The organism is Paraburkholderia sp. MM5384-R2 (assembly GCF_014201025.1).
GTDB classification, from domain to species: Bacteria; Pseudomonadota; Gammaproteobacteria; order Burkholderiales; family Burkholderiaceae; genus Paraburkholderia; species Paraburkholderia tuberum.
Window position 1 is genome coordinate 313,556 of sequence record NZ_JACHDI010000004.1, and the last position, 20,523, is coordinate 334,078.

At 65.5% G+C, this 20,523-nt stretch carries 21 protein-coding genes and 1 pseudogene; 16 read left to right on the forward strand and 6 right to left on the reverse strand.

Annotated features, from left to right (window positions below):
- Positions 1–15: 15 nt before the first annotated feature.
- Entirely contained in the window at positions 16–609 is a 594-nt protein-coding gene (locus HDG37_RS09810) for a short chain dehydrogenase (protein ID WP_184046490.1), read from the reverse strand.
- 222 nt (positions 610–831) lie between these two features.
- On the opposite strand from HDG37_RS09810, the gene HDG37_RS09815 reads away from it, so the two are divergent.
- Positions 832–1,677 (forward strand): CHAD domain-containing protein, encoded by an 846-nt coding sequence (locus tag HDG37_RS09815; RefSeq protein WP_184046492.1) that lies wholly within the window; start codon positions 832–834, stop codon positions 1,675–1,677.
- Between the two features lie 257 nt (positions 1,678–1,934).
- Positions 1,935–2,612 (forward strand): annotated as a pseudogene (locus HDG37_RS09820) (GGDEF domain-containing protein); the annotation flags it as partial.
- A gap of 66 nt (positions 2,613–2,678) precedes the next feature.
- Here the strand turns inward: HDG37_RS09820 and HDG37_RS09825 are convergent.
- The 3 genes from HDG37_RS09825 to HDG37_RS09835 form a co-directional block, all read right to left on the reverse strand.
- On the reverse strand, positions 2,679–3,776 hold the full coding sequence (locus HDG37_RS09825; RefSeq protein WP_184046494.1) for a VTT domain-containing protein: 1,098 nt from the start codon (positions 3,774–3,776) through the stop codon (positions 2,679–2,681).
- 218 nt (positions 3,777–3,994) lie between these two features.
- Entirely contained in the window at positions 3,995–4,633 is a 639-nt protein-coding gene (gene folE / locus HDG37_RS09830; protein WP_184046497.1) for a GTP cyclohydrolase I FolE, read from the reverse strand.
- A 136-nt stretch (positions 4,634–4,769) separates the two neighbouring features.
- A complete protein-coding gene (locus HDG37_RS09835) occupies positions 4,770–5,699 on the reverse strand; it encodes a LysR family transcriptional regulator (RefSeq protein ID WP_184046499.1) in 930 nt (309 codons plus the stop codon).
- Positions 5,700–6,118: 419 nt separating this feature from the next.
- Between HDG37_RS09835 and HDG37_RS09840 the strand changes: the two genes are divergently transcribed.
- The 5 genes from HDG37_RS09840 (at position 6,119) to pcaC (ending at position 10,364) form a co-directional block, all read left to right on the forward strand.
- Positions 6,119–6,826, forward strand: a complete 708-nt coding sequence (locus HDG37_RS09840; protein ID WP_184046501.1) for a 3-oxoacid CoA-transferase subunit A — start codon at positions 6,119–6,121, stop codon at positions 6,824–6,826.
- A 13-nt stretch (positions 6,827–6,839) separates the two neighbouring features.
- Positions 6,840–7,499, forward strand: coding sequence for a 3-oxoacid CoA-transferase subunit B (locus HDG37_RS09845; protein ID WP_184046503.1), 660 nt, complete (start codon positions 6,840–6,842; stop codon positions 7,497–7,499).
- Positions 7,500–7,783: 284 nt separating this feature from the next.
- The gene (locus HDG37_RS09850; RefSeq protein WP_184046505.1) at positions 7,784–9,163 is read left to right on the forward strand and encodes a 3-carboxy-cis,cis-muconate cycloisomerase; all 1,380 of its coding nucleotides are present in this window, start codon (positions 7,784–7,786) and stop codon (positions 9,161–9,163) included.
- Between the two features lie 5 nt (positions 9,164–9,168).
- Positions 9,169–9,960, forward strand: coding sequence for a 3-oxoadipate enol-lactonase (gene pcaD, locus HDG37_RS09855; RefSeq protein WP_184046507.1), 792 nt, complete (start codon positions 9,169–9,171; stop codon positions 9,958–9,960).
- Positions 9,957–10,364: a 4-carboxymuconolactone decarboxylase gene (gene pcaC / locus HDG37_RS09860; RefSeq protein WP_184046509.1), complete on the forward strand. Its 408-nt coding sequence runs from the start codon at positions 9,957–9,959 to the stop codon at positions 10,362–10,364. Before pcaD ends, pcaC begins: the two co-directional genes overlap by 4 nt.
- A 67-nt stretch (positions 10,365–10,431) precedes the next feature.
- On the opposite strand, the gene HDG37_RS09865 is transcribed toward pcaC, so the two are convergent.
- On the reverse strand, positions 10,432–10,590 hold the full coding sequence (locus HDG37_RS09865; protein ID WP_184046511.1) for a hypothetical protein: 159 nt from the start codon (positions 10,588–10,590) through the stop codon (positions 10,432–10,434).
- Between the two features lie 70 nt (positions 10,591–10,660).
- Here HDG37_RS09865 and HDG37_RS09870 point away from each other — a divergent pair, with 70 nt between their 5' ends.
- Positions 10,661–10,921 (forward strand): hypothetical protein, encoded by a 261-nt coding sequence (locus HDG37_RS09870; protein ID WP_184046513.1) that lies wholly within the window; start codon positions 10,661–10,663, stop codon positions 10,919–10,921.
- On the opposite strand, the gene HDG37_RS09875 is transcribed toward HDG37_RS09870, so the two are convergent.
- Positions 10,911–11,603, reverse strand: a complete 693-nt coding sequence (locus HDG37_RS09875; protein ID WP_184046515.1) for a TetR family transcriptional regulator — start codon at positions 11,601–11,603, stop codon at positions 10,911–10,913. The genes HDG37_RS09870 and HDG37_RS09875 overlap by 11 nt on opposite strands.
- Positions 11,604–11,892: 289 nt before the next feature.
- Between HDG37_RS09875 and HDG37_RS09880 the strand changes: the two genes are divergently transcribed.
- The 8 genes from HDG37_RS09880 (at position 11,893) to HDG37_RS09915 (ending at position 20,521) form a co-directional block, all read left to right on the forward strand.
- Positions 11,893–13,482: a 6-hydroxynicotinate reductase gene (locus tag HDG37_RS09880; RefSeq protein WP_184046517.1), complete on the forward strand. Its 1,590-nt coding sequence runs from the start codon at positions 11,893–11,895 to the stop codon at positions 13,480–13,482.
- A 23-nt stretch (positions 13,483–13,505) separates the two neighbouring features.
- On the forward strand, positions 13,506–14,444 hold the full coding sequence (locus tag HDG37_RS09885; RefSeq protein ID WP_184046519.1) for a UPF0280 family protein: 939 nt from the start codon (positions 13,506–13,508) through the stop codon (positions 14,442–14,444).
- On the forward strand, positions 14,420–15,010 hold the full coding sequence (locus HDG37_RS09890) for an amino acid synthesis family protein (RefSeq protein ID WP_184046521.1): 591 nt from the start codon (positions 14,420–14,422) through the stop codon (positions 15,008–15,010). Before HDG37_RS09885 ends, HDG37_RS09890 begins: the two co-directional genes overlap by 25 nt.
- Positions 15,011–15,060: 50 nt before the next feature.
- Complete coding sequence (locus tag HDG37_RS09895) at positions 15,061–15,645, forward strand: amino acid synthesis family protein (protein ID WP_184046523.1); 585 nt, start codon at positions 15,061–15,063, stop codon at positions 15,643–15,645.
- 173 nt (positions 15,646–15,818) lie between these two features.
- Complete coding sequence (locus tag HDG37_RS09900) at positions 15,819–17,771, forward strand: ABC transporter permease (protein ID WP_184046525.1); 1,953 nt, start codon at positions 15,819–15,821, stop codon at positions 17,769–17,771.
- Complete coding sequence (locus tag HDG37_RS09905; protein WP_184046528.1) at positions 17,768–18,577, forward strand: ABC transporter ATP-binding protein; 810 nt, start codon at positions 17,768–17,770, stop codon at positions 18,575–18,577. The genes HDG37_RS09900 and HDG37_RS09905 overlap by 4 nt, the downstream gene beginning before the upstream one ends.
- A complete protein-coding gene (locus HDG37_RS09910; RefSeq protein ID WP_184046530.1) occupies positions 18,574–19,287 on the forward strand; it encodes an ABC transporter ATP-binding protein in 714 nt (237 codons plus the stop codon). The genes HDG37_RS09905 and HDG37_RS09910 overlap by 4 nt, the downstream gene beginning before the upstream one ends.
- 34 nt (positions 19,288–19,321) lie before the next feature.
- Positions 19,322–20,521, forward strand: a complete 1,200-nt coding sequence (locus HDG37_RS09915) for an amidohydrolase family protein (RefSeq protein ID WP_184046532.1) — start codon at positions 19,322–19,324, stop codon at positions 20,519–20,521.
- Positions 20,522–20,523 lie beyond the last annotated feature (2 nt).

Below are 20,523 nucleotides of genomic sequence, written 5' to 3' on the forward strand. Positions count from 1 at the left end.
GGACTTCGGTTGCGCTTACGATGCGCTGACTACTTCGCCGCTTGCGCTGCCACCGAGGGTGCGTTTATAAGCTTGCGCGACGATTTCCGCCGGTACCCCTTGCGACGGATCGCGGCCCATCGATTCGAGCGTTTCGGCGACCCACCCCGGACTCACCACATTGACGCGGGCCTTGCCCCGCAACTCGAGCGCGGCCGAGCGCGCGAACGCTTCGACACCCGCATTGACGATGCTGACAGCGGCGCTGCCTTCCATCGGCTGTTGCGCGAGCACGCCGCTCGTCAGTGTGAACGAGCCGCCTTGCGACACATGGTCCACGCCGCAGCGCACCAGATTGACCTGCCCCATCAGTTTGTTGGCAAGACTAAAAGAAAAGTCTTCGTCGCGAAGCGCCGCGAGCGGCGCGAATTTCGCGGAGCCGGCCGCGCAGATGATCGCGTCGAAGCTGCCGGCTCGCGCATACATCGCTTCGATGCTGCGTTTGTCCGACAGGTCGACGTGCAGTTCGGAGCCTTTGCGGCTCGCGCCGACCACGTCATGCTCGGTGGCGAGCAGACTCACGATGTGCGAACCGAGCAGGCCGGTCGCACCGACAACGAGTATTCGCATACATCCTCCTAAGGTCTGTTTGCGGCATTTGCCGCACTGCACACTGCATCGTCGCCGGAGCACTCGCCGAACCGTGCAACGCGCGATCCTATCGGTCGAGGATAGACGCTGCCGGCGCGACGCGCCAACGCGTGAGGGAAGTGCCGGCTGACAAGCGCCGCGATCCTCCTGAGCATCATTTTTGCTACGCTGGAAGTAAGGTCATGTTTCCGGGGAGCGTCGATGAAGCAAGACAGCGAGACAGTCAACAAGCCGGTGGAGGACGAACCGGCACAGCGTGCCTTCACTTCCTATGCAGCGCCGCTCGTCGATGAGGCGATCCGGCTCGCCAAAGGGGTGCACGGCGACGCGTCACCCGAAGCGCTGCACAAACTGCGCGTTTCACTGCGGCGTTTGCGTTCGTTATGGTGGGCTTTCGCACCGCTGCTCGACGAGGGCGAAAATTCCCGGCAACGCGCGGTCTACAAGTTTCTCGCCACCGCGGCGGGTAAAACGCGCGATTGGGACATCCTGATCGCGTTGCTCAAGCAGCAAGACAGCGGCGCGCAAGCATTGATGCCGAAGCTCGAGCAGGCGCGCCGCGACACACTGGCGACCAGCCGCGAGACGTTGTTGAACGCCGACGTCAAACACCTGCTGCGCGATGCGTTGGCCACCACTTCCGCGCAACTGCACGCCACGCACGATTCGGCTATTGCGCTGCGCAAATTTGCCGCTCGACGCATAGGGGCGTCAGAGCGCTCATTGAAAAAGCGCATCAAACGCGCGCGCCATGCGAAACGCTCGAATTACGCAGCCTTTCACGATGTCAGAAAAGCGGGCAAGAAACTGCGCTATCTATTCGAGTTTTTCGGGCCGGTGCTTAAGACCAGCCATAAGCGCACGCTCAAGCGCCTGAAAAAAATCCAGAAGCGCTTCGGCATGCTCAACGATACCGTCGCGAGCGAAACGCTGTTGCGCGACAATGCCGCGTCGCTTGGCGATGCGGACCACATCGAAGCCGCGTTGGGTGGGCTCGACAGGAAACGCAAACGCCGCTTGCGCGCGGCGTCGGAGCTACTGGGCTGAGAGAGCGCGTTCGGTCCTCTCTAGCGCGGAGGATCCGCAGCCCAAAATGCACGGCGCACCGCGCTGCGGTCCGAAACAATAGTCCGCGAAGGAGGCGAGGCGCGTGGCACCGCATGGGCTTTCGCTGCGTCATCGGCTGCGCCTGACGTTGCGCGCCGTTCGAGCCGGGATGACCCGCTATGTTGGCAACCGCCCGTGGGTGGCCGGCGTCGCCGGCACGCTCGTCGCGTTGGCGATGTCGATCCTGACGGCGGTGGAGGTCGGCGAAGGCCGCTGCGCTGACCATCTCGTTCGGCTCGGTGTTCGTGCTCGTGTCGTGGCTGCTCGCGTTCGCGCTGCGCGACAAACAGCGCGCGCAGGCCGCGCTGCTGCGTCTTGCCGCGACCGATCCGCTGACCGGGCTCAACAATCGCCGCGTGCTCGACAAGCGGCTCGACGACGAATGGAAGCGGGCGCGACGCGAGAACAAGCCGCTGTCGATGCTGTTCATCGATATCGATCACTTCAAGCGTTTCAACGATACCTACGGCCATGAGAGCGGCGACGAGGTATTGGTCGCGGTGGCCGATTGCATCGCGTCCGTGGCGCGGCGCTCGGCCGATCTGGTCGCGCGCTACGACGGCGAAGAGTTCGCGGTGGTGCTGCCGGATACGACCGCGCAGCGCGCGTTCGCGGTGGCGGAGCAGATTCGTCGCAAGGTGGAAAACCAGGTCATCGTGCGCGGACACGATGCGCCGCAGGCGGTGACGGTGAGCGTCGGCTGCGCAACGGGGCTGCCGAGCGCCACGGATGTCGCGAACGGACTCGAGCTGCTGGCCGCCGCTGATGGACAGTTGTATGTGGCGAAGAACGAAGGGCGCAATCGCACCCGGTCGGCGCAGTGGGACGAGTATTCGGCGGCGCAGGGGGGCTCGCGCACGGGGGCGACGCCTTAACGCCAGGTGTTCGTTCGCGTGAGCGTGAGCGCCTTTCCGGCCCAGATTGTCGCGACGCAGCGTAATTCAGGCGCGCTCCGCACTGCGCGGCGCGAAGCCGCGCAACGTCACCGCCGCTGGTGTTTCGTCCCGCAACGCCGAGCGCGGCCGATTGGCGGCCGCACCATCCGCGTGAGCCAGCAAGCCCACCGGGAAGCCACGCCGCTGCCATGCATCGAGCCCGCCGCGCAGTGCGCGAATCCACGTGTAGCCATTGCTGCGCATATGTAGCGAGACTTCGAGCGCGGTCGCGCTGTCCGGGCAGATGCAATAGATGACCAGGTCGTATGTGCGCAGCGCGCCGTCGATCTGTTCAGGCGAATGCGGATCGAGCGCGCGCGCGTCGGGAATCTGGCGTCGCAGATCCAGCAGCGGAGCGCCGGGCCGCGCATCGAGCACGCGGGACGGCGTCATGCGGCGCAGGCGACCGAAGCGCCGCCAGCGCCACGGCATGCCCCACGCGGCGGCACTCGCCGATGAAGCCAGCATCGGCGCGGCTTGGGCCGACGTGGCTCGCGTGAACCGGCGCCGTTCGTAATATCGCAGATACAGCCGGTAGAGCAGATAGACGAGCGCCACCGCAAGAAGAATGTCGGCGATCGTGCCGCCGCGCTGCTCGACGAACGCGCGCAGCATATGCACCTCGCGTTCCACGGCCGCGCCGCCGAGCAGCCAGAACGTCGCCCACGCGATCACGCTGGCCAGATCCCATAGTGCGTAGATGCGGATGTCGACGGCGGTCGTACCCATCAGCGGTGGCGTAACCAGGCCGAGGCCGGGCACGAACTTGGAAACCGACACGAGCGGCACGCCATAGCGTTCGAATAGCGCGCGCGCGGTTTCCAGCCTCGTATCGACGGCGGGCGACAAGCGGCCGAGCCACGCGAGCAGTTTGCGTCCATACAGACGGCCCGCCGCGAACCAGGTGCCGTCGCCGATCAAGGCGCCCAGCACCGCCGCGCCGAGGGTCGGCCAGAACGCCAGGGTGCCCGCGGCGATCGCCGAGCCCGCGAACAGCAGCATCGGCACGGCCGGAATCGGTACGCCGAGGCGCGTCAGCAGGACGTTGACGAACACGATAGCGCTGCCCCAGGTTGAAACCGCCGACAACGGAAACTCGACCAATTGAGGCGCTCCTGTTGCTGCTGTTGCGCTGACATGCGTGGACGGCCGGTATTGACCATCGGTTTCAATCGTCAATACGCAACTAACTGTCAACCCCGCGTGCCCACCGCAAGGTGGCCGGCGCGCTTGAAGAGAGTGCGCGCGGGCGCGCACGCTGGATTCGCAGGAGCGGGGGCTGCATCGTCAACGAACCACGAGCAGCCCCCGGGTCCGCCTCATCAGGCATTCGGCACTGCCACCGCGCCCGGATTCCCGACGATCGCCAGAAACTCCCGCCGTGTCGACGGATCGGTGCGGAACGTGCCGAGCATGCGCGACGTGACCATCGTGACGCCCGCCTTGTGCACGCCACGCGTCGACATGCACTGATGCGCGGCTTCGAGAATCACGCCCACGCCGGCCGGCTGCAGCACATCGTTCAGCGTATCGGCGATCTGCACCGTCATCTTTTCCTGGATCTGCAGCCGTTTCGCGAACGCATCGACGAGGCGCGCGAGCTTCGAAATGCCGACCACGCGATGGTTCGGCAGATACGCGACGTGCGCGCGTCCGATGATCGGCACCATATGGTGCTCGCAATAGCTTTCGAAGCGGATGTCCTTCAGCACGATCATTTCGTCGTAGCCGTCCACTTCGGAGAAGGTACGCGCGAGGATGTCGCGCGGATCGACCTGGTAGCCGACGAAAAACTCGTCGTAAGCGCGCGTCACGCGTGCCGGCGTGTCGATCAGGCCTTCGCGCTGCGGATCGTCGCCGGCCCAGCGCAGCAGCACGCGCACGGCTGCCTCGGCTTCTTCGCGGCTCGGGCGTTCGGCGGCCGCTACGGGTTTGGTCTTCCTTGCCTTGCTGCTGGTCATGCGTCGTCCTCCTGGATCGCGCGTCGACGCTGCGCGACGCGCGGGGTCAGTAACCGAGGTCATTGTTCCATGTTTTGCGCCGAAGGTGCCGATGCCCCTTTCGCGGCCGGGGCAGTCGCGGGCGTGCTGCGCACGGCTACTTCGGCCATTCGTCCATCGCATCGTTGAACAGCTCGGCGACCACGCCGCGCAGCCAGCTGCCGCGCGGATCGTTATGAAACTTGCGATGCCAGTGCTGCCGCAGGTCGAAGCGCGGCAACGGCAGCGGCGGCTCGACGAGCATGATCGACGCATGCTCCGACACGTACGCGAAGCCGATCGCGTGCGGCACGGTCGCGAGCAGGTCGGTGCGCGCGAGGATGAAAGGCAGGCTCATGAAGTGCGGCGTTTCGAGCACCGCGCGTCGCTTGATGCGCTTCTTTTCGAGGTACTTCTCGAGCACTTCCTGGCTGCGTCCCTCGGCGCGCACGACCGCATGCCCGGACGCCACGTATTGCTCGAGCGTGAGCGGCCCCTTCGACAGCGGATGTCCGCTGCGCATCAGGCAGATGAAGCGATGCGTGAAGAGCCGCTGCTGAAAGAAGTTGTTGCCCGCCAGGTCCGGAAAATAGCCGACGGCGAGATCGACATCGCCCGATTCGAGCCCGCGTTCCACTTGCGACGGCGACAGCGTGACCGAGCGCAGATTCGCGGACGGCGCGCGCTCGGCGAATAGCTGCAAAAGACGCGGCAGAAACACGATTTCGCCGACGTCGGACAGCGCGATCGAAAACGTGTGCGTGCTCGTCGCCGGATCGAAATCCTGCACGTCGAGCATGCCTTTCTCGATGCGCAGCAACGCGTCGCGCGCGGCGGGCAGGATCGCGAGCGCGCGCGGTGTCGGCTCCATGCCTTTCGATGTGCGCACGAACAGCGGATCGTCGAAGTATTCGCGCAGGCGCCCAAGCGCGGTGCTCACGCGCGGCTGGCTCACGCCGAGCTGCTCGGCGGCGCGGCTCACGTTGCGCGTGTCTTCCATCGCGACCAGATAGGGGATCAGGTTCAGATCCAGATGTGTCTCGGACATGCTTGTTATGGCTCGCGGGGCGGGCGGGGCAACGGAATGCTTATGCCGTATCGCTATAGAGCCTAGTTGAAAAATCGCCCATAAGCATAGTGGGATTTTGCGCGGCCGGCATTTTCGCGCGCAGGGCGAGCGCTGAACGAGGGCATCCCGGACCTTCGCCGCCGCGAGCGGCGACCTATGATGAAGGGGGTTTCCCTGCCTTGACAATCCGCCCACAGGACAACCATAATCGCCGAAGCGTTCGCTAAACGAATCACTGTTCACACAACGAACAATTCAGCGGCGAAGCAATCCAAGGCGCCAGCCCGCTCTCCCCCTCGCGAGCCGTCGCCAGCATGCCCGGAGACTGTTTCCGCGCGAGCCTTGCCGGTTACGGCTGTGAGCCCAGCGGCACGTAGCGCCCCCAAAGGAAATTCGACATGATCAACAAGATTTTCGAGACACTTCAATCGGCGGTCGCCGATGTCCACGACGGCGCGACCGTCATGATCGGCGGCTTCGGCACGGCCGGCATGCCGTCCGAGTTGATCGACGCGCTGATTGAGCAGGGCGCGCGCAATCTCACCATCGTCAACAACAACGCAGGTAACGGCGATATCGGCCTCGCGGCGCTGCTGAAGGCCAAGCGCGTGGGCAAGATCATCTGCTCGTTCCCGCGCCAGACCGACTCGTATGTGTTCGACGCGCTCTATCGCGCCGGCGAAATCGAACTCGAACTCGTGCCGCAAGGCAACCTCGCCGAGCGCATCCGCGCCGCGGGGGCGGGCATCGGCGGCTTCTTCACGCCGACCGCGTACGGCACCAAGCTCGCCGAAGGCAAGGAAACCCGTCTGATCGACGGCCGTCACTACGTTCTCGAAGCGCCGCTGCACGCGGATTTCGCGCTGATCAAGGCGTACAAGGGCGATCGCTGGGGCAACCTGATCTATCGCAAGACCGCGCGTAATTTCGGGCCGATCATGGCGAGCGCAGCGAAGACCGCGATCGTGCAGGTGTCGGAAGTGGTGCCGCTCGGCGGCCTCGATCCGGAAGAAATCGTCACGCCCGGCATTTTCGTGCAACGCGTGATCGCGGTGCCGCAAGCGGCGCATGCCCCCACGCCCAATTCTCACGACGCTGCTGCCTGACCCGGAGACCGACATGAAGAAACTGACTCGCGATGAAATGGCCAAGCGCGTTGCCCAGGACATCCCTGAAGGCGCTTACGTGAACCTCGGCATCGGCGTACCGACGCTGGTGGCGAACCACCTCGCCGCAGACAAGGAAATCTTCCTGCACAGCGAAAACGGTCTGCTCGGCATGGGCCCGGCACCGGCGAAGGGCCAGGAAGACGACGAACTGATCAACGCCGGCAAGCAGCACGTCACGCTGCTGACGGGCGGCGCCTACTTCCATCACGCGGATTCGTTCGCGATGATGCGGGGCGGCCATCTGGACTTCTGCGTGCTCGGCGCGTTCCAGGTGTCGGCGAAGGGCGATCTCGCGAACTGGCACACCGGCGCACCCGACGCGATTCCGGCGGTCGGCGGCGCGATGGACCTCGCGATCGGCGCGAAGCAGGTCTACGTGATGATGGAGCACCTGACCAAGCAGGGCGAGAGCAAGATCACCGCCGAGTGCTCGTACCCGGTCACCGGTATCGGTTGCGTGACCCGTATCTATACGGACCTCGCAATGATCGACGTCACGAAGGAAGGCCTCGTCGTGCGCGAGATTTTCACGGACATCGGCTTCGACGCACTGCTGAAGCTGACCGGTGTGCCGATGACCGACGGCACGCAGGCCGCGCGCGCGGCCTGATGGTTGGCTGAAGCGTCGCGGCGGCGGTCTGCTTTGCGGCCGCGTCGATGGCGTCTCGTCTGAAAGCGGCATTGCGCGAACGGGCCAGCGCTGACGGGGCGAATTCCTGGACGGCGCTGGCCTGGCGACTTCAGCGACGGGCTGCCCACGTTTGGCGCACAATACGCAGCACATACCGCGGCATACGCACGGCACGAGCGCTTGCCCCCCGACGGCGTCTGCTTCGAACCGCCGCGCGCCGTGCCGCTTCTTCGCTTCCGATTCCCTCAAACATCGTCGTCACCATGCTCGACTCCAGCGCCCGTCTGACTGGCCTTCTTTGCGGCACACAGCCGATGAACGACATTTGGGCGCCGCGTGCCACGCTGCAGCGGATGCTCGACGTCGAAGCCGCGCTCGCGCGTGCCTCTGCCGCGCACAAAGTCATTCCCGAATCCGCCGTCCCCGCGATCGAAGCGGCCTGCCAGGCCGACCAGCTCGACGCCGACGCGCTTGCACGCGACGCCGCGCTCGGCGGCAACCTCGCGATTCCGCTCGTCAAGCAACTGACTGCACGCGTCAAAGCCGCCGATGCCGAAGCTGGCAAATACGTGCATTGGGGCGCGACGAGCCAGGACATCATCGACACCGCGACGGTACTGCAACTGCGCGACACTTTCGACCTGCTCGACAGCGGCCTGCAAGCCACCTGCGACGCGGTCGCGAAACTCGCGGCCACCCATCGCGCGACACCGATGATCGGCCGCACGTGGCTGCAGCAGGCGCTGCCGATCACGCTGGGTCTGAAGTTCGCGCAATGGCTCGACGCGCTGTTGCGTCATCGCGAGCGGCTCGACGCGTTGCGCGAACGTGTGCTGGTGCTGCAATTCGGCGGCGCGGCCGGCACCCTCGCGAGTCTGCGCGAGGCGGCGCCGCAGGTCACGCAGTCGCTCGCCAAGGAACTCGGCCTCGCGGTACCGACCTTGCCGTGGCACACGCAACGCGATCGCATCGCCGAGACGGCGTCGCTGTTCGGCATGCTGATCGGCACGCTCGGCAAGATCGCGCGCGACGTGTCGCTGCAGATGCAAACCGAAATCGACGAACTCGCCGAGCCGGCCGCGGCCGGCAAGGGCGGTTCGTCGACGATGCCGCACAAACGCAACCCGGTCGGTTGCGCGGCGGTACTGACGGCCGCGACGCGCGCGCCCGGCCTCGTGGCGACCGTGTTCGCCGGCATGGTGCAGGAGCACGAACGCGCGCTCGGCGGCTGGCAGGCCGAATGGGACGCGCTGCCGGATCTCGCGCGCCTCGCGGGCGGCGCGCTCGCGAACATCGAACAGATCGCTGCGGGTCTGAACGTCAACGAAGCGCGCCTCGCCGCGAATCTCGACGTCACGCACGGCCTGATCCTCGGCGAAGCGGTGATGCTCGCGCTCGGCGATTCCATCGGCCGGCTCGACGCGCATCATCTGGTCGAGCGCGCGTCGAAGGCGGCGATCCGCGACGGCAAGACGCTGTATGACGTGCTCGCCGCCGACGCGGCCGTCACCGAACATCTTTCGCTCGAGCGCCTGAAGCGGCTGCTCGATCCCGCTCAATACGTCGGCCAGGCGCACGCATATGTCGACGCCGCCCTGGCGCTTCACACCACGCGCGCGCAGCGCGCCCATTCCAAGGAGTAACCGGCATGCCCTACGCCGCAGTCAACGGCACCGAGCTTCACTATCGTATCGACGGCGATCGTCACGGCCACGCGCCGTGGCTCGTGCTGTCGAATTCGCTCGGCTGCGATATGTCCATGTGGACGCCGCAGGTCGCGGCGTTGTCGAAGCACTTCCGCGTGCTGCGCTACGACACACGCGGCCACGGTCATTCGGAAGCGCCGAAGGGTCCGTACACGATCGAGCAGCTGAGCGGCGACGTGCTCGGCCTGATGGATACGCTGAAGATCGCGCGCGCGAATTTCTGCGGCATATCGATGGGCGGCCTGACCGGCGTCGCACTCGCCGCGCGTCACGCCGACCGCTTCGAACGCGTCGTGTTGTGCAACACGGCCGCGCGCATCGGCTCGCCGGAAGTGTGGGTGCCGCGTGCCGCGAAGGCGCGCAGCGAAGGCATGTTCGCGCTCGCCGACGCGGTGCTGCCGCGCTGGTTCACGGCAGACTTCATCGAGCGCGAGCCGGTCGTGCTGGCGATGATCCGCGACGTGTTCGTGCATACCGACAAGGAAGGCTACGCATCGAACTGCGACGCAATCGACGCGGCCGACCTGCGGCCCGAAACGCCGGGCATCAAGCTGCCGACGCTCGTGATCAGCGGCACGCACGATCTGGCCGCAACGGCCGCGCAAGGCCGCGAACTTGCGCAGTCGATTCCGGGCGCGCGCTACGTCGAACTCAATGCCTCGCATATTTCCAACATCGAAAAGGCCGGTGAGTTCACGAAGACCGTGCTCGACTTCCTGACGGAGGCAAAATGAACGACGAAGACCGTTACGAAGCCGGTATGGAGGTGCGTCGCGCGGTGCTGGGCAACGCGCACGTCGACCGTTCGCTCGCGAACCGCACCGAACTGACCGAGGAGTTCCAGAACCTGATCACGCGTTATGCATGGGGCGAGATCTGGACGCGTGAAGGTCTGCCGCGTCATACGCGTAGCCTGCTGACGATCGCGATGATGGTGGCGTTGAATCGCAGCGAAGAACTCGCGCTGCACCTGCGTGCCGCCAAAAACAACGGCGTGACGCGCGAGCAGATCAAGGAAGTGCTGCTGCAGACCGCGATCTACTGCGGCGTGCCGGCGGCGAACTCCGCGTTCCATCTGGCCGACAAGCTGTTTCGCGAGGATGATGCGGCGGCCGCGGCGGCGGCGGCGAAGTCGTAAACACTGAGCACACGTAACTGGCCCTGCGCATCGCGCAGGATCAGGTCGAAAGCGAGGGCAGGCGTGCTCACGACGGACTCCGCAGCTTACGCAGGAAACGCTGCACGGCCACCCGCGCGATCTGCTGCACCCGACGGTGGGTCGCCTTCGACACCGCGCGCAGTTCATCGAGCAGTTCCTGCGGCAGGTACTGGCGGTAGGAAGGGTTGCGGTAGCGGCCGGCCATTTCAGTTCGTGCATTCCGACCGGCCGCGACAGGTCAGGATGGGGGCGGCGAACGGTCAAAATCATAGTGTGTGGTTATTCAAATTCGTCCTTTACAGTGGGCCGATTCGTGGGGAAAACAGAACCACGCTGCAGATGTGCAAAAGCCGGACGTTACGAACGTCGGCGCAGTGAAGCCTCAAGCCACGAAAACCGCAGCAAACGAAAGCCGCAAAACGAAAACGCCTGTTACCGTTGTGAAGGAGTGCGAGCCGTTCAGGATTGGTATCGAAGGAATCCGCACGGCATTCATTCGCGAATTCGGCGCGCGCCGATATTTTTTTATGCGGTAGTCGTCGCTACGACGCTCACCGGCGCCTGCACGCACACCGCGCGCAACACCGTCTCCTTGATCACCTCGCGCCAATGCGCGAGCGCCGCCTCGTCCATCAGCGGCTCGCCGAGAAACGCGCCGAGCGTGTACTGATTGGCGTTATAGAAATAGCCGAGCGACGCGATCATCAGATACACGTCGCGCGCCGCGATATCGGCGCGAAACACGTGCTGCGCGCGGCCCGCCTCCAATAGCCTCTGCACGACCGAAATCGCGTAGCCCGAAATCTCCTTGAGCTTCTGCGATTTTTTCGCATGCTTGCCCTGGTGCAGATTTTCGCTCGACAGCAGCGTCACGAACTCCGGGTGATCGAGGTAGTACTGCCAGACGAACTCGACCATCTGTTCGAGGCCATGCACCGGATCGCGCAGATCGAGATCGAGTTTGCTTTCCGCTTCGTTGAACTGCGTGTAGATCGTCTCCAGCACTTCGATGAACAGTTGCTCCTTGCTGCCGAAGTAGTAATAGATCATCCGGTCGTGCGAACGCGCGGCCTTCGAAATACTTTCGATGCGGCCGCTCGCATAACCCTGCTTCGCGAACACCCTGATGGCCGCCTTCAGGATCTTGGCGCGCGTGTCCTGCGCCTGTTTCGCGCGGATACCGATGGCGCCCGGCTTGCGGGCGGCGGTGGGGCTCATGACGGTCTCAAATCTCTTTGTCAGCGTCGGTTTGAACGGCGGGCACGCAGACTCAGCATGCCGATGCCGCATCGCACCATGATCCCGTGTGACGGAAAACACGTTGCACAGTCGATTTTGATCGAGTAGATTTCGATCGAGTTTGGTGTAGAAGATACTACATGAACGGTGAGTGACCGCAACATGAAAATGGGCGGCCCACGCGGAAATGCCCCGAAACCGGGACGATTCGCGCACCACGTAGCACCGCCAGTCATGTCGCGCCTGTGATGTCGTACGGAACCCCACGATGACAGAACATACGAAGGTCGATTTCGGTGCCGACAGTGTCGATCGCGATACCGCGTCGACGCCGGGGCCGACCGTGCTCGCAAAGTCGGCGCCGCGCAGCGAGCGCATGGCCGCGAACAAGATCGAATGCAATGCGTGTCCGGTGCTGTGCCAGATCTCGGAAGGGCGCACCGGCGCATGCGACCGTTATGCGAATGCGGACGGGCGGTTGATTCGCGTCGATCCGGTGCTGTTTCTGTCGCGTACGGATGATGCCGACGCCGATCCGGCAAATGCGGCGATCGAATTCGGCACAGCCCCCGCCGCGGACCCAGGCACCACCGAACCCGCGCTGTTCGTCACCGGCGTCGGTGCCTCCTCGACCTATCCCGACTACAAGCCCGCGCCGTTCATCGTCGCGTCGAAGCTCGACGACGTCGACATGATCACCGTCGTCACCGAAGGCATCTTCAGCTATTGCAGCTTCAAGGTGAAGATCGACACCGACCGCTTTCTCGGCCCCGAACAGGCCAACGTGCGCTGTGACGGCGAGATCGTCGGTCACGTGAGCACGGCCGAATACGGCTCGCAGATGCTGAGCCTCGGCGGCGTCCATCATCTGACCGGCGGCAGCAAGAAAGAAGGCCGCGTGACTTGCGACATGATGCTCGCGCTCGGCAACAAGGAGGCGGTCGAGCTTGGTATCGACGGCGGCGCGAGTCTCGTGATTCGCGCCGGCGTCGCGCCGATCGTCGACGGTGTCGAGGAGCAGCGCATGCGCGTCGGCTGCGGCTCCGCGACGATCGGTATCTTCGCGAAGCAATGGTTCGGCCATGTCGATGAGGTGGTGGTCGTCGACGATCACATTACGGGCGTGCTGACCGAGCACCAGGCGGGCCGCTGCCTCGGCATGACGCGCTCGGGACTCAAGATACGCGGCCGCAAATCGACGCCGGGCCGCTATTTCCAGGTTGCCAATCCCGGCACCGGTTGGGGGGGCACCGACATTCAGGACCCGCTCGCGATCGTCGAAGGATTCGATCCGTCGGTCGCGAAGCCGGGCATGCGCGTGCTGATGGTCTCGACGACCGGCGAACACGCGCAATGGTACGAACTCGACGCACAGCTAGTACCGCGCATCGCGCCGATGCCCGACGCGGTGCGCCGCACGGTCGAGCGGATCGGCGAGAACTGCGAGCCGTCGCTCGCGACGGTGCTGTTTCTCGGCGGCGCGGGCGGCAGTCTGCGCGCCGGCGCGACCGAGAATCCGGTGCTGCTCACGCGCGCGATCAAGCGCAAGCTCGTCAACGTCACGTGCGGCGGCGCGCCGGCTTATGTGTGGCCGGGCGGCGGCATCACCGTGATGGTCGACGTGACGCGCATGCCGGACCGCTCGTTCGGCACGGTGCCGACACCGGCGCTCGTCGCGCCGATCGAATTCACGATGACGTACGACACGTACCGCGATCTCGGCGGCCACGTCGAGGCGGTGCGCTCGTTGCAGAGCGTGCTCGCGAGCGGGCCGACGCATACGGAAGGCGCGCCGCTCGCGCGGCGGACGCTGGCTCGCGATCCGGACAATCCGTGGCCGCCTGCAATGCCCGGTTAAGCACCCTGACTAAAAATCACGCGATGACCCCCACCCGAACGCGCCTCGACGAGCACCGCTGGCATTGGCAGCACGGGCCGATCGACCTGATCCTCGGCGCCGACGGCGAGCCCGACACGGTGCGTGCCGCATATGACGCATGCTGGGAGCGCTTCAGTCCTGTGCTGGAGGAACTGGTCCGGGAATTGAACGTGCTTCGGCAACCAGTGCAGGCTGTGGCGGCACGACATGATTGCCCGCTTCGAGGGCCGGTCGCGACGCGTATGTGGCGTGCGTGTCATCCGCATCGTTCGAGCTTCATCACGCCGATGGCGGCGGTCGCGGGCAGCGTCGCCGACGAACTGATCGCCGCGTTCGCGCGCGACGGCATCGCGCGTGCGTTCATCAACAACGGCGGCGACATCGCGCTGCACCTCGCGGCGGGGCAGCAGTATCGCGTGGGCGTGTTGGCGGATCTCGCGCAAATTTCGGGCACGCGTTTCGCGCACGACCCTGCGCTCGACGCGCATCTGACGCTCGACGCTCGGCAGCCGATTCGCGGCGTCGCGACGAGCGGCTGGCGCGGCCGCAGCTTCAGTCTCGGCATCGCCGACAGCGTGACCGTGCTCGCGCGCGATGCCGCGAGCGCCGACGCCGCCGCGACGATGATCGCGAACGCGGTCGATCTCGATCATGCGGGAATCGTGCGGCGTCCGGCGTCGTCGCTGAAGGACGATAGCGATCTCGGCGATCTGCTGGTGACCGTCGACGTGCCGCGTCTGCCGCAGCCGCTGATCGATTTCGCGCTCGCGCGCGGCGTCGATGTCGCGAAGCCGTTGCGCGACCAGGGTTTGATCGAAGGCGCCGCGCTGTTCCTGCAAGGACGGGCGCGGGTCACCGGCATCGACGATTCACGCGCGTTGTCCACCACGCGCGCTTCACTGACAACGGAGGCTCCGTGTTCGAAATACGCCGCGTGCTGACGCACGTCGAAGACATCTTCCACGAGTTCGGCCCCGCGCCCGCCCAGCCGCTCAGACGAGGCGCGATCGCCGCGGTGATGACGAATCCGTTCGCGGGCCGCTACGAGCCGAAAATAGAACCCGCGATGGAAGCGCTGAAGCCGATCGGCTTCGAGATGGCGCAACGGCTGCTGACGGCGATGGCGGTGCCGCATGCGTCGATCGAAAGCTATGGGAAGGGCGCGATCGTCGGCGCGCGCGGGGAACTCGAGCACGGCGCGCTATGGCATGTGCCCGGCGGCTACGCGATGCGCGAGCTGCTCGAAAAGCACGGTGTGCCGACCCACGCGATCGTACCGTCGACGAAGAAGGTCGGCGCGCCGTCCACCGCGCTCGACGTGCCGCTCACGCATGTCAACGCGAGCTACGTGCGCAGCCACTTCGATGCGATCGAAGTACGCGTGCCCGGCGCGCCCGCCGCCGACGAGATCGTCTACATCCTCGTGATGAGCACGGGCCAGCGCGTGCATGCGCGGGTGGGCGGCCTCGCGAAAGAGGAGATCGTCGGCAAGGACGGCTTGCGCTGAAGCGGCGCGCGGCAACCAGACAGCAAGGCAACGAAACTCGGAGAGCGCAAATGGCAATCAGGCTTCGCAAGCTGGTCGTGCAGGTCGACGAAACACACATCGAAATGGGCCAGGCCGTCGAGCCGCCCACGCGCCGCGCGGTCGCGATCGCGGTGATCGATAATCCGTATGCGGGCCGCTATGAGCCGAAGCTCGACGCGCTGATCGAAGCTGGCGAGGAACTCGGTGCGCTACTCGGCAAGCGCTGCGTCGAGGCGTTGGGCATCGCGCCCGGGGAGGCGCAAAGCTACGGCAAGGCGGCGATCGTCGGCGAGGCGGGCGAGCTTGAACATGCGGCCGCGATCCTGCATCCGAAGCTCGGCGCGCCGCTGCGCGCGGCGGTCGAGAAGGGCGCGGCGCTGGTGCCGTCGGCGAAGAAGATCGGCACCCTGGGCACCGCGATCGACGTGCCGCTCGGCCACAAGGATGCCGCCTACGTGCGCAGCCATTTCGACGCGATCGAGGCGCGCGTGGCCGATGCGCCGCGCGCGAACGAAATAGTCGTGGCGGTCGCGGTGACCGCGTCGGGCCGGCCGCTGCCGCGCATCGGCGGCTTGCAGGCGAACGAGATCAAAGGCGAGGACGGCCTGCGCTGAGCGATCCTTTTTTTCAGCCGCCTGTTTGCCGTCGCTTGTTTTGCGGGTTGTTTCGCTGGTAGTGTCCTGCCGTTGACGCGGGCGCGCATGGTGCCGCCCGCGCTGCAACGTCCGCCGATCGGGCCGCTGCGCATGTTGCGCGCGCGCCGTTCGGCGAGCTGCCGAGGGTCGCGATGTTTTCGAATCTGCTGGTACAACTGGTCAATGGACTCGCCGACGCGTCGACGCTGTTTCTGGTCGCCGCCGGTTTGTCGTTGATCTTCGGCGTGACGCGCATCGTCAACTTTGCGCACGGCTCGTTCTATATGTTCGGCATTTACGTCGCGTATAGCATCGCGAGCCGCTTTGGCCACACGGCGGGCGGCTTCTGGCTGTCGGTGCTCGCCGCCGCGCTCGCGGTCGCGGTGTTGGGCGCGCTCGTCGAGATCGTCGTGTTGCGGCGGATCTATCAGGCGCCGGAGTTATTCCATCTGCTCGCCACGTTTGCGCTCGTGCTGATCTTTCGCGACGCCGCACTATGGCTTTGGGGCCCGGAGGATCTGTTCGGCCCGCGCGCGCCGCATCTCGCGGGCGCGGTCGACTTTCTCGGCCATCCGCTGCCCACGTACGACATCGCGCTGATCGTGATCGGTCCGGTCGTCTTGCTGCTGCTGTGGTACGCGTTGACGCGCACGCGTTGGGGCACGCTCGTGCGCGCCGCGACGCAGGATCGCGAGATGCTCGGCGCGCTCGGCATCAATCAGGCGTGGCTGTTTACCGGCGTGTTCTTCGTCGGCGCGTTTCTCGCGGGACTCGGCGGCGCGCTGCAAGGGCCGCGCATGTCGGCGAACCTGTCGCTCGACCTCGAGACGATCGGCAATGCGTTCGTGGTCGTCGTGGTCGGTGGCATGGGTTCGATTCCGGGCGCGTTCGTCGCGGCGTTGCTGATCGCCGAGATCAAGGCGCTGTGCATCGGTGTCGGGCACGTGACGATCTTCGGCATCGGTTTATCGCTGAGCCGCTTCACGCTGGTGGCCGAATTCGTCGTGATGGCGGTCGTGCTGGTGGTGCGGCCTTGGGGTCTGCTCGGCCGCGCGAGCGCCGCGGTGCGCGCGATGGGTACGCCGGAAACGCCATTGCGTCCGGCGGGCAGGCGTCTGAAGGGGCTGGCCGCCTTCGTGTTGCTGGTGCTGGTTCTGGCGCCGCTCGCGGCCAACGCGTTTCCATATATGCCGGTGCTGCTCGTTGAAATCCTGATCGCGGTGCTGTTCGCGACGAGCCTGCATTTCATCATGGGTCCGGGCGGCCTGCATTCGTTCGGCCATGCCGCGTACTTTGGACTTGGCGCTTACGGCGCGGCGCTGTTTCTGAAGGTGCTGAATCTGCCGATGGAAGCCGCGTTGCTGCTCGGGCCGCTGCTCGCGGCGGTGGGCGCGCTCGTGTTCGGCTGGTTCTGCGTGCGACTGTCCGGTGTCTATCTGGCGATGCTGACGCTCGCGTTCGCGCAAATCGTCTGGTCGGTCGTGTTCCAGTGGGACGACGTGACGGGCGGCAGCAACGGCATTCTCGGTCTATGGCCGTCGAACTGGCTGTCTTCGCCGGTCGCGTTCTACTACCTGACGCTCGCGTGCGCGGTGCTCGGCGTGTGGCTGCTGCGCCGCATGCTGTTCTCGCCGCTCGGCTATGCGATGCGCGCGTCGCGCGATTCCGCTCTACGCGCCGAGGCGATCGGCATCGACGTGAAGCGGGTTCAGTGGGCGTCGTTCGTGATCGCGGCGTTGTTCTGCGGACTCGCCGGATCGCTGTACGCGTTTTCGAAGGGCAACATCTCGCCCGAAGTGATCAGCGTGAGCCGCTCGGTCGATGGCCTCGTGATGGTGTTGCTCGGCGGCTTGCAGACGTTGAGCGGGCCGATCGTGGGCGCGGCCGTGTTCACGTGGCTGCAGGACACGGTCGCGCGACAGACCGACTACTGGCAGGCGCTGCTAGGCTTCGCGATCCTGCTGCTGGTGATCGCGTTTCCGCAGGGGATCGTCGGCTTCGTTCGCGAGCGTTTCGGCGACGCGAACGGCGATCAGGCCGGCAAGACCAACGGCGGCGCCGCGTCGCCGTCGCAACGGGCCGCCGCGGTCAAGGAGGGGCTATGAGCCTGCTGCGCGTAAGCGGTCTGTCGAGATCGTTCGGAGGACTGAAGGCGGTCGATAACGTTTCATTCGATCTCGAAGCCGGTCAACTGCTGGCGCTGCTCGGCCCCAACGGCGCGGGAAAATCGACTTGTTTCAACATGGTCAACGGCCAGTTGCAGCCGACGTCGGGTTCGATTCTGCTCGACGGTCATGAGCTCGTCGGCATGCGGCCGCGCGATATCTGGCGGCGCGGCGTCGGCCGCACGTTCCAGATCGCCGCGACGTTCAACTCGATGACGGTGCTCGAAAACGTGCAAATGGCGCTGGTGTCGCGCGAGAAAAAGACCTTCGGCCTCTGGAAGCCAGCGGGCTTGCACCATGCCGACGAAGCGTTCGCCCTGCTCGAACAGGTCGGCATGGGCGCGCACGCGAAGCGCGCGTGCGGCGTGCTCGCGTATGGCGACGTGAAGCGCGTCGAGCTTGCGATCGCGCTCGCAAACCGGCCAAAGCTGCTGTTGATGGACGAACCGACCGCCGGCATGGCGCCGAAGGAGCGCAACGAATTGATGGCGTTGACCAAGCGTCTGGTAACCGAACACGAGATCGGCGTGCTGTTCACCGAACACAGCATGGACGTCGTATTCGCGTACGCCGACCGGATGATCGTGCTCGCGCGCGGCAAGCTGATCGCCGAGGGCGACGCCGACACGATCAGCAACGACGCGCGTGTGCAGGAGGTCTATTTCGGCACCGGCAGGACGTTCCGGCCGCACGCGCCACTGCAAGACGCGTCGGGCAGCGCGCGGGATCGTGGAGCATTGCAATGAGCGAACCGATGCTGAAAGTCTCCGGCCTCAATGCGTTCTACGGTCGCGCCCACATCCTGTTCGACGTCGGCCTCGAAGTCGGCCGTGGCGAGGTAGTCGCGCTGATGGGCCGCAACGGCGCCGGCAAATCGACGACGATGAAAGCGGTGATGGGACTGCTGCCGCGCCGCCACGGTGAAGTGACGTTTCGCGGCCAGAACATCAGCGCGCTCGCGCCGTACAAGATCGCGCGCATGGGCGTCGGTTTCGTGCCCGAGGACCGCCGCGTGTTCGCGGACCTGACGGTGATGGAAAACCTCGACACGGGCCGCCAGCCGCCGCGCGAAGGCGCGCCGCAATGGACGCCCGACAAGCTGTTCCGCCTGTTTCCGAATCTCGGCGAAATGCCGAAGCGCCCCGGCGGCCAGATGAGCGGCGGCGAGCAGCAGATGCTGACCGTGTCGCGCACGCTAATGGGCAATCCGTATCTGGTGCTGCTCGACGAACCATCCGAAGGCGTCGCGCCGGTGATCGTCGAGCAGATGGCGGACATGATTCTCGAACTGAAACGCGAAGGGCTATCCATTCTGTTATCCGAACAGAATCTGCACTTCGCCGAGCTGGTCAGCGACCGCGCGTATGTGCTCGAGAAAGGGCAGATCCGTTTCAGCGGGACGATCGGCGAACTCGCACGGAACGAAACAGTGAGGCGCGCTTATCTGAGCGTGTGAATTCATCGGGTAGTGTCGGCGAAAGGAGAGGCAGATGGCGGCAGAGACGTTGACAGGCTTGTCGGGCAAGGTCGCGGTAACGAACATCGGGCTGCTGCTGTCGGGCGATATCGATCAGCCGATTCTCGACGCGGACACGCTGGTGATCGACGACGGCGTGATCGTCGCGCTCGGCCGCGAGAAAGACTGCGATCTCGAAGGCGCGCGCACGACGGTCGACTGCAAGGGCACGACGGTCGCGCCGGGCCTGATCGACTCGCACGTGCATCCGGTGTTCGGCGACTGGACGCCGCGCCAGAATCAGCTCGGCTGGATCGAGTCGAATCTGAACGGCGGCGTGACGACGATGATCTCGGCCGGCGAAGTGCATTTGCCTGGCCGTCCGAAAGACGTGCTCGGCGTGAAGGCGCTCGCGATCACCGCGCAGCGCTCGTTCGACGGCATGCGCGCGGCCGGCGTCGGTGGCGGCGTCAAGGTGCTGGCGGGCGCGCCGGTGATCGAGAAGGGCATGGTCGAGCAGGACTTCAAGGAGCTTTCCGAGGCCGGCGTGAAGCTGCTCGGCGAAGTCGGCCTCGGCAGCGTGAAGGGCGGCGAGGAAGCGCAACAGATGGTCGCGTGGGCGCGCAAGTACGGTATCCAGAGCACGATTCACACGGGCGGTCCGTCGATTCCGGGCTCCGGCCTGATCGATCGGGACGTGGTGCTCGCCGCCGATGCCGATGTGATCGGCCACGTCAATGGCGGCCATACGTCGCTGTCGTACCGGCACGTGTGCGATCTGTGCGAGCAGTCGAGCCGCGCGCTCGAAATCGTCCACAACGGCAACGAGCGGATCGCGTTGCTGACCGCGCGCCATGCGATCGAACTGAAATGCCCGCATCGGATCATTCTCGGCACCGATAGCCCGGCCGGCTCCGGCGTGCAACCGCTCGGCATTCTGCGCATGATCGCGCTGATCTCGAGCCTCGCCGACATCCCCGCCGAAATCGCGTTCTGCTTCGCGACCGGTAATACCGCGCGGCAGCGCCACCTGCGCCAGGGACTGATCGAGGTGGGCCGTCCCGCCGATCTCGTGTTCATGGACCGCGCGCAGCATACGGCCGCCGACACGCTGCTCGAAAGCGTGCAGCTCGGCGATATTCCGGGTGTGGGGATGGTGATGATCGATGGTCTGATCCGCTGCCGGCGCAGCCGCAATACGCCGCCCGCGACCGAAGTACCGGTGGTGCTGTGAAC

Bases quoted from the DNA above. Each gene is read 5' to 3' on its own strand.
- HDG37_RS09810 (WP_184046490.1), bottom strand. From the start codon at position 609: ATGCGAATACTCGTTGTCGGTGCGACCGGCCTGCTCGGTTCGCACATC.
- HDG37_RS09815 (WP_184046492.1), top strand. From the start codon at position 832: ATGAAGCAAGACAGCGAGACAGTCAACAAGCCGGTGGAGGACGAACCG.
- folE (WP_184046497.1), bottom strand. From the start codon at position 4,633: ATGACCAGCAGCAAGGCAAGGAAGACCAAACCCGTAGCGGCCGCCGAA.
- HDG37_RS09835 (WP_184046499.1), bottom strand. From the start codon at position 5,699: ATGTCCGAGACACATCTGGATCTGAACCTGATCCCCTATCTGGTCGCG.
- HDG37_RS09840 (WP_184046501.1), top strand. From the start codon at position 6,119: ATGATCAACAAGATTTTCGAGACACTTCAATCGGCGGTCGCCGATGTC.
- HDG37_RS09845 (WP_184046503.1), top strand. From the start codon at position 6,840: ATGAAGAAACTGACTCGCGATGAAATGGCCAAGCGCGTTGCCCAGGAC.
- HDG37_RS09850 (WP_184046505.1), top strand. From the start codon at position 7,784: ATGCTCGACTCCAGCGCCCGTCTGACTGGCCTTCTTTGCGGCACACAG.
- pcaD (WP_184046507.1), top strand. From the start codon at position 9,169: ATGCCCTACGCCGCAGTCAACGGCACCGAGCTTCACTATCGTATCGAC.
- pcaC (WP_184046509.1), top strand. From the start codon at position 9,957: ATGAACGACGAAGACCGTTACGAAGCCGGTATGGAGGTGCGTCGCGCG.
- HDG37_RS09865 (WP_184046511.1), bottom strand. From the start codon at position 10,590: ATGGCCGGCCGCTACCGCAACCCTTCCTACCGCCAGTACCTGCCGCAG.
- HDG37_RS09875 (WP_184046515.1), bottom strand. From the start codon at position 11,603: ATGAGCCCCACCGCCGCCCGCAAGCCGGGCGCCATCGGTATCCGCGCG.
- HDG37_RS09880 (WP_184046517.1), top strand. From the start codon at position 11,893: ATGACAGAACATACGAAGGTCGATTTCGGTGCCGACAGTGTCGATCGC.
- HDG37_RS09885 (WP_184046519.1), top strand. From the start codon at position 13,506: ATGACCCCCACCCGAACGCGCCTCGACGAGCACCGCTGGCATTGGCAG.
- HDG37_RS09895 (WP_184046523.1), top strand. From the start codon at position 15,061: ATGGCAATCAGGCTTCGCAAGCTGGTCGTGCAGGTCGACGAAACACAC.
- HDG37_RS09900 (WP_184046525.1), top strand. From the start codon at position 15,819: ATGTTTTCGAATCTGCTGGTACAACTGGTCAATGGACTCGCCGACGCG.
- HDG37_RS09905 (WP_184046528.1), top strand. From the start codon at position 17,768: ATGAGCCTGCTGCGCGTAAGCGGTCTGTCGAGATCGTTCGGAGGACTG.
- HDG37_RS09910 (WP_184046530.1), top strand. From the start codon at position 18,574: ATGAGCGAACCGATGCTGAAAGTCTCCGGCCTCAATGCGTTCTACGGT.
- HDG37_RS09915 (WP_184046532.1), top strand. From the start codon at position 19,322: ATGGCGGCAGAGACGTTGACAGGCTTGTCGGGCAAGGTCGCGGTAACG.